The 13,370-nt window shown below is 40.5% G+C and carries 11 protein-coding genes; 3 read left to right on the top strand and 8 right to left on the bottom strand.

Going from position 1 to position 13,370, the window contains the following annotated elements; translation table 11 throughout:
* Nucleotides 1-307: 307 nt before the first annotated feature.
* The 3 genes from DMB45_RS13715 to DMB45_RS13705 all read right to left on the bottom strand — a co-directional run bounded on the left by DMB45_RS13715 (nucleotide 308) and on the right by DMB45_RS13705 (nucleotide 4,437).
* Complete coding sequence (locus DMB45_RS13715; protein WP_041504368.1) at nucleotides 308-1,957, bottom strand: AMP-binding protein; 1,650 nt, start codon at nucleotides 1,955-1,957, stop codon at nucleotides 308-310.
* 104 nt (nucleotides 1,958-2,061) lie between these two features.
* Nucleotides 2,062-2,646 (bottom strand): DUF4251 domain-containing protein, encoded by a 585-nt coding sequence (locus tag DMB45_RS13710; RefSeq protein ID WP_052634819.1) that lies wholly within the window; start codon nucleotides 2,644-2,646, stop codon nucleotides 2,062-2,064.
* 144 nt (nucleotides 2,647-2,790) lie between these two features.
* Entirely contained in the window at nucleotides 2,791-4,437 is a 1,647-nt protein-coding gene (locus DMB45_RS13705; protein ID WP_041504369.1) for an AMP-binding protein, read from the bottom strand.
* A gap of 299 nt (nucleotides 4,438-4,736) precedes the next feature.
* Between DMB45_RS13705 and DMB45_RS13700 the strand changes: the two genes are divergently transcribed.
* Nucleotides 4,737-6,134 carry a glutamate decarboxylase gene (locus DMB45_RS13700; RefSeq protein WP_041504370.1) on the top strand — a complete coding sequence of 466 codons (1,398 nt, stop codon included), beginning with the start codon at nucleotides 4,737-4,739 and terminating at the stop codon, nucleotides 6,132-6,134.
* 204 nt (nucleotides 6,135-6,338) lie between these two features.
* The gene (locus DMB45_RS13695; RefSeq protein WP_041504371.1) at nucleotides 6,339-6,851 is read left to right on the top strand and encodes a ferritin-like domain-containing protein; all 513 of its coding nucleotides are present in this window, start codon (nucleotides 6,339-6,341) and stop codon (nucleotides 6,849-6,851) included.
* A 72-nt stretch (nucleotides 6,852-6,923) separates the two neighbouring features.
* Here DMB45_RS13695 and DMB45_RS13690 read toward each other — a convergent pair whose 3' ends face one another.
* From DMB45_RS13690 to DMB45_RS13670, 5 genes are all read right to left on the bottom strand, one after another.
* Nucleotides 6,924-7,601, bottom strand: a complete 678-nt coding sequence (locus DMB45_RS13690) for an ion channel (RefSeq protein ID WP_041504372.1) — start codon at nucleotides 7,599-7,601, stop codon at nucleotides 6,924-6,926.
* A gap of 71 nt (nucleotides 7,602-7,672) precedes the next feature.
* Complete coding sequence (gene glsA, locus DMB45_RS13685; protein WP_041504373.1) at nucleotides 7,673-8,638, bottom strand: glutaminase A; 966 nt, start codon at nucleotides 8,636-8,638, stop codon at nucleotides 7,673-7,675.
* A gap of 20 nt (nucleotides 8,639-8,658) precedes the next feature.
* Complete coding sequence (gadC, locus tag DMB45_RS13680) at nucleotides 8,659-10,212, bottom strand: putative glutamine/gamma-aminobutyrate antiporter GadC (protein WP_052634823.1); 1,554 nt, start codon at nucleotides 10,210-10,212, stop codon at nucleotides 8,659-8,661.
* A gap of 135 nt (nucleotides 10,213-10,347) precedes the next feature.
* Nucleotides 10,348-11,535 carry an MFS transporter gene (locus DMB45_RS13675; protein ID WP_041504374.1) on the bottom strand — a complete coding sequence of 396 codons (1,188 nt, stop codon included), beginning with the start codon at nucleotides 11,533-11,535 and terminating at the stop codon, nucleotides 10,348-10,350.
* Between the two features lie 76 nt (nucleotides 11,536-11,611).
* Nucleotides 11,612-12,790, bottom strand: a complete 1,179-nt coding sequence (locus tag DMB45_RS13670; protein WP_041504375.1) for a THUMP-like domain-containing protein — start codon at nucleotides 12,788-12,790, stop codon at nucleotides 11,612-11,614.
* Between the two features lie 72 nt (nucleotides 12,791-12,862).
* On the opposite strand from DMB45_RS13670, the gene DMB45_RS13665 reads away from it, so the two are divergent.
* Nucleotides 12,863-13,291, top strand: coding sequence for an N-acetyltransferase (locus DMB45_RS13665; RefSeq protein WP_041504376.1), 429 nt, complete (start codon nucleotides 12,863-12,865; stop codon nucleotides 13,289-13,291).
* Nucleotides 13,292-13,370 lie beyond the last annotated feature (79 nt).

The following is a 13,370-nucleotide window of genomic DNA, read 5'->3' as shown; positions in this document are numbered from 1 at the left end:
AAACGAACGTTTATTAATTGTATCTTAATATTGTAAATCGTAAGATTGCAAAGGTTTTATACAGAACGGACAAAAATCGTCTTTGAACATTTAATTCGAGTATAACAAAATGGTTTATGTGTTACTATATAGACAAAATCGTAAATTATTCTAATGATAATCAGTATGTTAATTGATGATGTAAAAGGGCTGTTTTGTACAAGACATACAAAAGTAACAGAGAAGTAGACTCAAATACTTAATGGGTATTTGCAAGGTAGAGTTTTATATGAAAAGGAGCTATTGGTGAAGACAGCTCCTTTTTATTTTATTGATACAAATAACGTTTGATACTACGTTTGGGAGTTTTTTCAAACTCTTCATTGTAGATTTTCATTTTCGTTATTTGGCTGTAAGCCGGAAGTGTTTTATTGACCTCCAGACGATTTTCTTCCATGATTGTGGTAAGGTTCTCTTCTGATTCCTTATGATCTGCGGTTGCTGCTTCAAAATCCGGATAAATCAGGGCAATTAGTTTACCTTCTTTTTCAATTACGATGGATTCCGCAACATATGGAAGATTATTAATTTGATCTTCAATCTCCTCCGGGTATATGTTTTGACCGCTCGGGCCCAAGATCATATTTTTGCTGCGTCCCTTGATATAGAGATAACCGTCGGAGTCTATCAGGCCTAAATCTCCCGTGTGCAACCATCCGTCGGGTGTAAGAGCCGCTTTGGTTGCCGCTTCGTTTTTATAATAGCCGTACATCAGGTTATCCCCTTTGGCTAATATTTCACCTACGATATGGGCCGGATCGGGAGAGTCGATTTTTAACTGCATTCGCGGGGCTGCTTTTCCGCAAGAGCCTTTTTTGAATGTTTCCCATCCGTCGTAAGAAAGAATAGGACCGCATTCTGTCATTCCGTATCCGACGGTATAAGGGAAGTCGATGGAACGTAAAAATTCTTCGACTTCTTTATTTAGAGCTGCTCCTCCGATAATAAGTTCCTTAAAATTGCCCCCAAAAGCGTCAATAACTTTTTGTCGGATAGATTGTTTTACCTTTTTATCTATAAGAGGAAGATTCAATAATAACTTCATAATCGGCTTCTCCAATGTAGGAAAAACCTTTTTGCGAATGATCTTTTCAATTATAAGCGGTACTGAAATAATTAAATTCGGCTTTATCGTGGCGAAAGCTTCCGCGATGATTTTCGGTGAGGGAGTTCGAGTTAAAAAGAAAACATGCGCACCGCTGGCGAATTCGTAAATGAATTCGAAAGCCAAACCGTACATATGAGCCATAGGTAACATGGAGATGACCCGTTCTTCCGGAAGTTTGCCGAAAACACCGAAAGCAAATTTCAAGTTCGACCATAGGCTTCGATACGGAAGCATCACTCCCTTCGAAAAACTGGTTGTCCCAGAGGTATAATTGATGACAGCCAGATCTTGCAAGTTGTCGTATTGATAATTAACGTTCTCCGGTTTAAAGCGTTCCGGATATTTTTTTCCGAAAAATTCGTTCAGTCTATGGCGCGCCTCCGTAAGAGAACGACTGCGAGAAATAAGTAAAGAGTAATCTTCCATGCTGATAATCCCTTCTAAAAGCTCCATGGAATTTTCATTTAATCCTTCCCAAACGACACTTCCCACGAACAATAACTTAGCTTCGGAATGGTTCACGATATTGTGAATGTTATCCGTTTTGAACTCATTTAAAATGGGGACAGCTACCGCTCCATAAGACAGAGTGGCCAAAAAAGCGATTCCCCAATTGGTCGAATTACGACCGCATAAGGCAATTTTATCTCCTCTTTTGATGCCTGCATTTTCAAAAAGGATATGTAGTTTTTCGATTTTTCGAGCTACGTCTTTGTAACTGCAATTTACCCCTTTGTAGTCTGTTAAAGCCGGGCGATCCCAATTTTCTTTGATACTTTGTTCTATATAGAATAAAAAACTTTCTTCCATTGCATTATATGATGATATAAAATTCAAATTTAGGAAATTATTTTCAGATAACGCAAGAGATGAGTTTTTTTAAGAATTGAGAAAAGGGCCTTTAAGCCCTTTTCTTATTTCATATAAATAGCCTTTTTGTCTTCTGGAATAGAAGATACTTTCCCGCTATAAGAGATCGAAGCTCGCTTGTTACTATTGACTTTTACGCTACAATGCCCGTTGGAATAAATCTCCACGTAAAAGGAGAAGATATCGTTTCGGTTTCTAACCTGAAAAGAGTACATTATAAATTGTTTTTTTCGTTTTTGAATAACCTTTATTGATTCGTTTAGCAACTTTGCCTCTTCGAATTCGATGCCACCCCCCTCACCGTATGGGACAGAGTAAGCTCTGCCAAAGAACGGAAGCTTTCCGGTAGCGATCGTGTCCATTAAAAAGATCTCTCCTTGATTCATTGCTAAAGAAACATGACCTTCTCCGCCGATTGTTTTTTTCCCGTATTTGGAATCTATTACGATACTGCTGTTTCCGCTCGGGAACGCATCGTCAAGAGTGATGTAAAAAATTTTACTTTTCACGAGTTCCACGATGCGGTTAAAAGCGGCTGTATCCACTTTGGCTTTCTTCTCTCTTGCCGTTACTACAAAAGAGGAAAAAATAAGTATCCCAATAATTAAAATGCTTTTTCTTGTTTTCATAGTTTTTAATTTTAGTTGTTTTTCCCGTTTTTATGACAGACAAATTCTATACCGAAATGAAAAGAACCTGTCATTACGGCAAGATAATAAAAAATAGGTAATTCTCCCTATCTTTGAAATGTGTAAGTTTTGCAAACGGACTTTTTACTGATACAGGTAACGCTTGATACTTCTTTTCGGTGTTTTTTCGAATTCTTCGTTATGAATCATGATACGGGCTATCTGACTATAGGACGGGAGCTGTTGATTCACTTGTTTCCGGCTTTCTTCCAAAATCCGGGATAGGTTCTCCTCCGATATTTTATTTTGTTTCATAGCTTCGAAATCCGGGTATATTAATCCGATTAGTTTTCCTTCTCTTTCGATCACTAAAGATTCTGCGATATAAGGCATGACGTTCAGGTAATCTTCAATCTCTTCCGGATAAATATTTTGGCCGCTCGGTCCCAGGATCAGGTTTTTGCTACGTCCTTTGATATAGAGATAACCGTCTTTATCTATGATGCCGAGATCGCCCGTATGCAACCACTTGTCCGAGTCCAATACGACATTTGTGGCTTCAGGGTTCTCGTAGTAACCGTCCATTACGTTCATTCCGCGGGTAAGAATCTCTCCCACGACGTGTTCAGGATCGGAAGAGGCTATTTTCAATTCCATTCGATCTACGACCTTCCCGCAAGAGGTAGGGCGGAAGGTATCCCAATGGTCGAAAGCGATGGCCGGTCCGCATTCGGTCATGCCGTAGCCTACCGTGTAGGGGAATTTGACAGAATGCAAAAAGGCTTCCACTTCTTTGTTGAGGGCGGCTCCTCCGATAGCAAGTAGTTTGAATCGACCTCCGAAAGCATCTAATATTTTTTGTTTGATTTTGTGACGTATCTTTCCGTTTAAAACCGGAATTTTTAGCATGAGTTTAATATGAAATTTATCCAATTGCGATAGGACTCTTTTTTTGATTATCTTTTCAATGATAAGAGGAACGGCCACGATAAGGTGAGGACGTATTTCGGTAAACACTTCGTTGAGTATTTTAGGGGATGGCATTTTCTGCAAAAAATAGATGTGCGTGCCACTGGTAAACGGATAGATGAATTCGAACGCCAGTCCGTACATATGAGCCATGGTTAGGATAGATACCAATTTCTCACCCGGATTATATCCCATCTGATCCAAAGCATACCTTAAATTTGACCACATGCTTCGATACGGGAGCATGACTCCTTTCGGGGAGCTGGTTGTTCCTGACGTGTAATTGATCATGGCTAACTCTTCCGGAGCGTCTACACGATACAAGACGTCCTCGGCTGTAAAACGTTCCGGATATTTTTGTCCGAATAGTTCGTTTAAACGAGTATTGGTCTCTTCCAGTTTATTATTTCTGGAAAAAATTACCGAATAATCGGACATGGCTAATATACCGTCCAGGTCAGGCATATCTTCGTGATCTATTTCGTCCCATACCGATTTCCCGACAAAAAGTAGACGTGCTCCGGAATGGTTGATGATGTGATGGATGGTATCCGGTTTGAATTCGTTTAAAATGGGGACGGCAACAGCTCCATAAGTTAATGCGGCTAAGAAAGCAATACCCCAATTGGCTGTATTCCGACTGCATAGAGCAATTCTGTCTCCCGGATGGATATCGCTTTCTTTAAATAAGATATGTAATTTTTCCACTCTTCTGGCAACATCTTTATACGTGTGGTTTGCCCCCTGGTAATCGGAAAGAGAGGGTAAATTCCAATGCTCTTTTATACTGTGTTCGATAAGCTTTAAAAAACTTTCTTCCATAAAATGTTTTTTATTTCATTTAGACAATTTCTATGTTTATACTGAAAATCAGGTGGGAAGGTTCCGAAAATACAAGTGATCTGTTTTCGGAATTTAGGTTCCTTTTCTTCAGAGGTAAGGCAAGGTTTCTTTAAGCCATTTTTTATTAAAAAAGCATGAGGTAACAAAGCAAAGTGCAAGTGTAGTTAAATATTGTGAGGAGCCGAAACTTTCGATAGAATAACCCGTAACTATTAACGAGCGTCAAGAAATGCCACTCGTTAATTCATTATGTTACATTATATTAAAAACAATTAGTTATGAAAACAGAAAATCCAAACACGCCTATTTTTGGAACATCGGAAGAAGCTCGTGTTGCTCCGAAATACGAGATGCCTAAAACTTCTATGCCGGGAGAGGTCGCTTATCAAATCGTTCACGATGAAGCCATGTTAGACGGGAATTCCCGTTTGAATCTGGCTACCTTCGTTTCTACTTGGATGGATGATTATGCTCGTAGGGTTATGACCGAGAATATGGATAAAAATATGATCGATAAAACGGAATATCCTCAAACGGCAGAGATTGAGCGTCGCTGCGTGAATATTATTGCCAAATTGTGGAATTCACCGGAAAAACCATATTGTACGGGAACCAGTACCGTCGGGTCATCTGAAGCATGTATGCTGGGAGGTATAGCGGCTTTGAAGCGTTGGCAAAAACGTCGGAAGGCGAAAGGGCTTCCTATCGATAAACCGAATTTCATTATCTCAACTTGTATGCAGGTCGTATGGGAGAAATTTGCTATCTATTGGGATGTGGAAATGCGTATGGTACCGGTTACGATGGATAAGATCACACTTGACCCGCAGGAGGTAGTGAAAATGTGTGATGAAAATACCATCTGTGTAGTTCCAATCCAGGGAGTTACGATTACGGGTTTGAACGATAACGTGAAGGAAATCAACGATGCACTTGATAAATTGAATGCAGAAAAAGGTTGGGAGATTTGTATCCATGTGGATGCGGCAACCGGTGGGTTTATACATCCTTTTATCGACCCGGAAACGGTTTGGGATTTCAGATTGAAATGGGTACTTTCTATTAGTGTGTCAGGTCATAAATTTGGTCTGGTATATCCGGGTGTAGGTTGGGTTGTTTGGAAGGATAAGCAATATCTGCCTCAAGAGATGAATTTTGCAGTGAATTATTTGGGTGCTGATATCCCGAGTATTTCAATTAACTTCTCTCGTCCCGGAAATCAAGTATTGGCTCAATATTATCAATTCTTGCGTTTGGGATGGGAAGGTTATCGACAAATACAACAGAATTGTTTGAATGTATGCTTATATTTGAAAAAACGATTGCAAGATATGGGGATATTCGAATTTTTCAGCAATGAAATGCCGAATCCGCTGTTTATTTGGAAGTTGAAAGATGATCCCAAACGAAAATGGACCTTGTATGATTTGTCCGATGCCCTCCATGTGGAAGGTTGGCAGGTTCCGGCCTATACTATGCCTAAGGATATGGAGGATGTGGTTATCATGCGCGTTGTTGTTCGTCAGGGAACAGGTTTCGATTTGGCGGATTTGTTGATGGAAGATATGAAACGTTGCGTGGATCAGTTGAATAAATTGGAAGAACCCACGAACAGTGCTATTCTTTGGAATAAGAAGATGCCCCAAAAACCAAGAGGTTTTAACCACAGTAGGTAAGACCAAATAATTATTCTGTTCTGAAAATACCCCATCAAGAATCTTTCTCTTCGATGGGGTTTTACTTTTTATATTCCGGGAACGGTTCTTGGGAGTCAAAATAAACACCGAGAACCGCCCTATGGGTTATTTGTTAAAAATACAGGTTGCTCAAACAAAATGTTTGCTTGTCCGTTATATATATAAAAACTAAATACGAAGATTATGGCTAAAGAGAGTGTAAAAATCCTTCAAGGAAAGCTGGATGTAGAATGCTTGATTTCTCAATTGAATGCGGCATTGTCTGAAGAGTGGTTGGCATATTACCAGTATTGGGTAGGTGCGTTAGTAGTAGAAGGTACTATGCGTGCCAATGTACAAGGGGAGTTTGAAGAGCACGCAGAGGAAGAGCGCAAACACGCTCAAATGATAGCTAAACGCATCATGGAGTTGGAAGGAGAACCTGTTTTAAATCCTGAAAATTGGTTTAAACTGGCAAAATGTAAATATGTTACTCCAAAAGACTTCGATTCAGTCAGTCTGTTAAAAGACAATGTCGCTTCCGAGCGTTGCGCAATTTTGAGGTATCAGGAAATTGCCGAGTTTACGGACGGTAAAGATTTTACAACCTGCGATATCGTGAAAAAAATTCTGGCTGAAGAGGAAGAGCACGAACAGGATCTTCAAGATTACCTGACTGACATTGTCAGAATGAAAAAATCACTCCTTGCGAAGTGATTTGTTAATCGGTAGAGGAGACGGTTCTCGAGGTTTACAAATGTGCCTTGAGAACCGTTTCCGTTTAGTTAGTTAATTATTTTCCACTCCTTTTCGTTTAGCTTGAAACTTAGTAGTGACGTAAGCGGTAAAGATGGGGAAGAAAATCATGCCGGCAGCGGCTAAAATGACGGCGAGGGATTGTCCTATTTTCGTGACACCGAAGATATTGGAGCCTACGGTAGTGACATTCATAAGAGCCCAGTTGAAAGCGTCCCAATAGCTTTTAACCATAGGATTGACTCCGTGTTCCATGAAGAAAAAAAGGATGCTGCTGAAATAGATCGTCGTAAATAGAATCGTCAGGTAGGTTGCGAATAAATTGGTGACCTTACTGCGGCTCATCCATCCCACGATAAGCGATACTCCATATATCCCTCTGGCCAACGGTATCAGTCTTAGTGTCAACCACAAGCCGTGAGAGATCGTTGTCGTCAGGGAGTGGACGATGTTTAGATAAGGGATGGAAACCAATAAGAAAAACAGGTTGTTGAAAAAGAAACGTTGGCTCCATCCGTCTGTATACCAGCGAACAAAGAAGTCTGCTAAGAATATGGAACAGACCAATAGATGAAAATGAAGTATAAATCGTTCACTTAATACGTTTTGAGTAGATAGCAATTCGATCGAAATCACTACAATAATAGCGATACTTCCGATTAGGACAAGTGCATTTAGAAACTTCTCTAATGCTTTACTTTTAGGTATCATGTATAAGATAAGATTTATGGATCAGCTTTGCGACAAGAAAATGAATTCTTACCGCAAAGCTGGTAAATTAATTATTCCGTAATTTCTATACTGTTTCCATTGAATACATTTACTTTTAGTTTTTGAGCGATGTATTTAATGGCAGCCTGAGCTTTTACTGAATTTCCGGCTTCGTCCAATGGCGGAGCAAAAGCGGCAATACCGAATGCACCGGGAAGAATTCCCATAACCCCTCCGCCTACTCCGGTCTTGGCCGGAATTCCGCTGGTGTATAGCCAGTCTCCCGTATGTTCGTAGAAGCCGACTGTTGCGATTAGGGAGATAATTTGCGGGGCCAGATTCTCATCGAATACCTGTTTGCCCGTTACCGGATTTTTACCTTTATTGGCAATGGTGCATCCCGAAATAGCCAGTTGTTTGGCCGTTACGCCCATAGAGCACTGACGGGTATAAAGATCAAGAGCCATATCCGGATCGTCATATATTCTGTCGTAATTTTTGAGTAACCAGGCAATAGAACGGTTGTTGAAATTGGTGGCTGTTTCCGATTTGTATAGTTCATCCTGCAGAATGGGCTCACTGCCGCAAAGATCAGTCATGTTATCGATGATAGCAGACCATTTGGAATTACTGTCTCCTACGGGTTTAACCATACTGTCAGCAGCAATGGCCCCGGAGTTTACCAAGGGAGTACTCGGATGATCTTTTTCGAGTAAGATTGCCATGATTGAATTGAAAGGTAGTCCGGTTGCATCGGCTCCGATTTTTTCCAATAGGGCTTCAGCTCCGTATTGGCGTAATACCAGAATGGCCGTGTGTACTTTCGAAATGGATTCGATACCGAAAACATAATTGGTATCTCCGGCTTCAATGATTTCTCCGGAAGGGAGAGATATGGCTATTCCGAACAGATTAGGATCGATTTTTGCCAAGAACGGGATGTAGTCTGCGTTGGCTCCTCCCTTCATTCCCTTTAGTTTTTCATGAGCCTCGGCGACAACCGCCTTAAGGTCTGACAATTTGATAGTCTGTTTCATGTGCTTGTTTTTAGTTTGGTTTAATTTTTGTCTGTGCCCGGTGTCGTGCTATTTGTTTGTGTACTTTGGCTTGTAGTCGGTTGGGTTGAAGTTGCCGCTACGGCAGGAGCTTCTTCCCAATGGAAAGGTTCGATGTCTGCATTCGGATCTTTCCATGACGGTTTTCGTGCCGCGTAAATAATGAACGGGGTCGCAACCACAACAATACACCCGATGATTAGAACGGAGAACCAAACGGTGTTACTACCTGTATTGATCTGGGAAGGCGGAATAAAGCTTAATATAAATGCAAGTAAGGCTCCACAGAATCCGAGTCCGGCGATAATCCATATCAAACCGTTGCTTTTTCTACCGATAGCGAAGGGACGTTCTGCTTTTTTCATTTTGTAACGCAGTACAATGGCTCCCGAAAACATTAACAGGTACATGATTAGATATAGAAGTACCGTTAATTGGGAAAGGATCTGATAAAAGGATTGAACAGATGGCATAACGACGAATAGTAGGGCCAAAATGGTTACAATTCCTCCCTGTACGAATAGGATGTTTTTCTGTACGCCTATTTTGTTCGTTTTTTGAAAGAAAGGAGGTAAGTATCCGGCTTTACCCACGGTAAAAATACCTTTTGACGGACCGGCAACCCAAGTTAATACTCCTGCTAACACACCGAACATTAAGGCAATGGCGATAATGGGAGAAGCCCAGCTCAAATGAAGGTATCTCAAGTAATTGTCAAATCCCACCAATAAACTTTGTGTCAGGTTAATGTCTTTTGCTGGAATGATTAGACCTAAAGAGAAGGTTCCTAAAACGAAGATTAAAACGGTAATACCGGCACCGATGAAGATGGCTTTCGGATAATTCTTGGCAGCAGGAGGAGTTACGTCCATCACGTGAATACCCATCATCTCCATACCGGCGTAAAAAAGGAAGATACCCGAGGCTAATACCAAATTGTCGAAATTTGCCAAATCCGGAAAAAAGCCTTGACTCATGTCCATGTAATTATGCCCCCCGGTTGAGATGTAGATGATTCCGAAAATAATCAATAGGGCGGCAGGGATGATAGTTCCGACCATGGCGCCTATCTTGGAAACTTTACCGACCCATCCTAATCCTTTTAGCGAGATAAAGGTGGCGACCCAATAGATAATTAACACGGTAACCAGGGTGAAGACTTTATTAGAAGCTAATAGTGCGTCTCCTGCAGGATTCATTCCTATGTAAGCAATGGATACGGCTCCGAAAGTCAATACCGTCGGATACCATATGGTGCTCTCGATCCATTGGAGAAAAATTGCCAAAAAACCGAATCGTTTTCCATAAGCTTCGCCGACCCAACGGAAAACTCCACCTTGCTTTTGTGAAAACATTGCAGCTAATTCGGCGGCGACCAAGGCCGTTGGAACAAGAAATACGATAGCTGCAAACAAATAATAAAATGCGGAGCTTAATCCGTATTCTGCTTCTGCAGGTAGTCCCCGAAGGCTTACTACGGCTGCTACGTTCATGATTGCTAAAGTCATGACGCTGAGCTTTGCTACGGAACTCTTTTTGTTTGAATTTGTTGCCATAATTTAAATTGAAGTTTGGTTAATTAATTTAGAATATTGTTTTATAGTTTACTAAGCTTTATTTGTATTTCAAAGTAAGTACGGGAAACAGGGATGAAGGTTTAATTCCTCACAATATTTAACTTTGACAAAGTTTTACCATTCGTCTGGAGAAATTCCTACCGTTTTTGTTTTTCGGCGGAAGTAGACAAACAGGGTGAAAGCAGCACTGATAAACATATTCAACCAAAAAGGGAAATAGGATGAATCTGTCGAGAATAAGTTTTCCAATGCCCTAATTATGAATGGATAGGTGATAATGGCAATATAATTCATCGACATGACCAAAGCGAGGGCGTAGGTCGGATGGGGAGAACTGTTGGCTGTTTTATCGTAGATGACAGGTTGCATGCAACCGTATCCCAAACCGATTAAAGTCACGCCTAAGACGAGGGTAAATATATCACCTTTGAATGCAAATAAAATTAATCCTGATGTGATGGCAGCCATTGCTATAAAATTCGTGTAGCTTTTAAACCAGGATATGATTTTATTTATGAAAAAACCGGGAAGTGTCATGGATAAGAAGAATACTGAAATGAGGCTTCCGGACATATCGGATTTTCCGATGTGTAGGTTTTCCATGTAAAGAGCTAAGTTGAATGGAATCGTTAAGGCTAAGATCGTGATGAGGTAATAGAATAGCATTAGACCGACCGGCCAATGAAGAGTAAAAGATCGGTGTGGTGTCGACGAGTGTTTGGAAACGGGTGCCGGATCGTTTTTCAGCTTGAAGGCAAATAAAAGGGATATCCCCGATAAGCAATAGACCAAAAAGGAATAATGCCAATTAATATTGGCCAAAATACCGGATAACAAAGTAGCCAAGACTAACGTGATGTTTGTTATGGAAGAGGCTATACCTAATTGTTTAGTTCGATATTTACCTGTAAAATAATTTGCGATCAAACCGGTTGAAAAAGGAATAACCATTCCGGCGCCGATGCCTAATAATGCGCTGATTATCAGTAGTAAAATTAGGGTTTTTACAAATGGATAGATGATGCTGCATCCGAAAAATATGCTTAATCCGATGAGTAAGACCTTTTTTTGATTCGTATGCATGGATAGCCTGCCGGCTAAAAGGATAAAGGGGACGATGATAAAGGAGGGAAGTGATTCCAACATTTGTAATTGCAGATCGCTTGCCCCTTTAAAAATGGTTTCGAGGGATCCGAGTATAGGAGAAATGGCCAAGCCCGGTAAAGAAGTTACCATGGATATGGAATAGATGGCCAGTAGCGTAAATAAGGAAATGGTTCCTTGTCCCGTTTTTATTTTCATCTTTTTTCTAATTATCGTTCTTTTCGATGATACGAGTATCAGGATAAAAAGTTGAAGATGGCGATGGTTTTGGAATTTATTTACGGCATTGAATAAGAATGGGGGTATTCGGGTGTAAGGTGGTTGCGAATAAGTATACATGGCCACCTTCCGTGATTCTACTTTTTTGACGTAAATCTTTTACCGATAAATTGAAATTTCTTGTTGTTATGTTGGCTTGTGGAATAGTTCGGCAGAGCTGTTTTAATCCTTTTCCGGAAAAATCGAAGACCTTGTCAACGACGAATTTTCTCCCGGGAAACTCTTCAATCCACAGATCGGAAGTATAGAGATGACTGTGTGGATGCAGCTTCTCTACATTAAAACGTTTCGCGGGTAATTTAAAAGCTCCGGCCTTTAATATGGAACTGTCGGGTTCATATAAAAATTTCTTAATATGCGAAGTGAAGATTATTGTTGTTTCTTTTTCTGCAGAAAGTTGAAAGTCGAAAAGTTGTTTCTCTCCGGTAGAAGTGATATTTAATGTGGAGACGATGGGGTCAACATCTTTTTTTTCGTTTTCCAACACGTATAAAAGTTCTTTACATTCGTTTTTGACTGAAAGTACGTGGATTTCTGTCGTCTCTGGCAAAAGCCTTAGCGTTTCCATAATATCAGCCATAGGTGAGATCTTGATAATAACCCGTTTGGCATGATCTAACAAAAGGGGTTTTAATTGCAGTACGTCCGGTTCGCATTCGGATAAAGCGAATACCCGTTTGTTGCCTTCCGCTCTCCGAGCCGGATCGATGTAAAAGGTATCTACCTTGACGGATTCGGCAACATCTCCTGCCTCCTGATTTAAGACTTGTATGTTGTTCGCCTGTAATAGGCTGAAATTGTGTTTTGCCGCTTCACAGTAATGGGGAGACCGTTCCACGTAAATCACGTTCTTTACTTGTTTCGAAAAATAGAATGAGTCTACCCCTAAACCGCCGGTAAGATCGCATAATGTCTCTCCTCGAGTCAGTTTTTGTTTGTATTCTGCCGTGATTTCGGAAGAGCATTGTTCAGTAGCCAGACGGGAAGGATAAAATAATTCCCGGCAAGCGTGCCAAGAGGGTAATTTATCTTTTATTTGCCGTCTGGCTATGATTTGGTCCACGATTACAGGCATGTTGATTTCCGGGTATTTAGAGGCCGAGAGTAATAATTTATCCGTGTTATCGTTTTCGTGGAGTTTTATAAAATCAATGATAGACTGAGTCAGGATCATACATAAAATGAATTGAGATTTGATCTTCAAACATACGAAAAATTATTATCTTTATCTGATAAAAGAAGTAATATGATTCGTAAATATACGGTTCCGGACGAGGATGTCCTCGTGAAAATATGGTTGGAAGCCTCTTCTCTTGCTCACGATTTTATTCCGGAATCTTTTTGGTCGGAACAGGTCGAGAAAATGAAGCATCTCTATTTGCCTTCGAGTGAGACCTGGATACATGAGGGAGAAAACGGGGAGATCGATGGCTTCGTATCTTTGGTCGGAAATTATATGGCGGCTTTATTCGTGAGACCCGACCGGCAAAAAATGGGAATAGGAGGTGCTCTGATGCGATGGGTAAAGAGAAAATATGAACGACTGGAGTTGAATGTTTACACGAAGAATATTTCGGCGGTTGCATTTTATGAATGGCATGGTTTTAAGGTGTTAAGACGACAAATCGATGAAATGACGGGATGCGAGGAGTTCGTGATGGTGTATGAGGGATAAACTTCACGGTATAGTCATTGTTTCTACATCTGTTCGTAACAAAATGGTTGTTTTTTTGTTGGAGAAGATAAAAGAAATT

The sequence above is a fragment of the Sanguibacteroides justesenii genome (assembly GCF_003204205.1).
GTDB lineage: Bacteria > Bacteroidota > Bacteroidia > Bacteroidales > Marinifilaceae > Gabonibacter > Gabonibacter massiliensis.
This window is presented reverse-complemented; position numbering and strand designations above follow the sequence as displayed.

Excerpts from the sequence above, each read along its gene's own strand:
- gadC (WP_052634823.1), bottom strand. The coding sequence starts at position 10,212 with ATGGCAACAAATTCAAACAAAAAGAGTTCCGTAGCAAAGCTCAGCGTC.
- DMB45_RS13695 (WP_041504371.1), top strand. The coding sequence starts at position 6,339 with ATGGCTAAAGAGAGTGTAAAAATCCTTCAAGGAAAGCTGGATGTAGAA.
- DMB45_RS13665 (WP_041504376.1), top strand. The coding sequence starts at position 12,863 with ATGATTCGTAAATATACGGTTCCGGACGAGGATGTCCTCGTGAAAATA.
- DMB45_RS13700 (WP_041504370.1), top strand. The coding sequence starts at position 4,737 with ATGAAAACAGAAAATCCAAACACGCCTATTTTTGGAACATCGGAAGAA.
- DMB45_RS13715 (WP_041504368.1), bottom strand. The coding sequence starts at position 1,957 with ATGGAAGAAAGTTTTTTATTCTATATAGAACAAAGTATCAAAGAAAAT.
- DMB45_RS13675 (WP_041504374.1), bottom strand. The coding sequence starts at position 11,535 with ATGAAAATAAAAACGGGACAAGGAACCATTTCCTTATTTACGCTACTG.
- glsA (WP_041504373.1), bottom strand. The coding sequence starts at position 8,638 with ATGAAACAGACTATCAAATTGTCAGACCTTAAGGCGGTTGTCGCCGAG.
- DMB45_RS13690 (WP_041504372.1), bottom strand. The coding sequence starts at position 7,601 with ATGATACCTAAAAGTAAAGCATTAGAGAAGTTTCTAAATGCACTTGTC.
- DMB45_RS13670 (WP_041504375.1), bottom strand. The coding sequence starts at position 12,790 with ATGATCCTGACTCAGTCTATCATTGATTTTATAAAACTCCACGAAAAC.
- DMB45_RS13710 (WP_052634819.1), bottom strand. The coding sequence starts at position 2,646 with ATGAAAACAAGAAAAAGCATTTTAATTATTGGGATACTTATTTTTTCC.
- DMB45_RS13705 (WP_041504369.1), bottom strand. The coding sequence starts at position 4,437 with ATGGAAGAAAGTTTTTTAAAGCTTATCGAACACAGTATAAAAGAGCAT.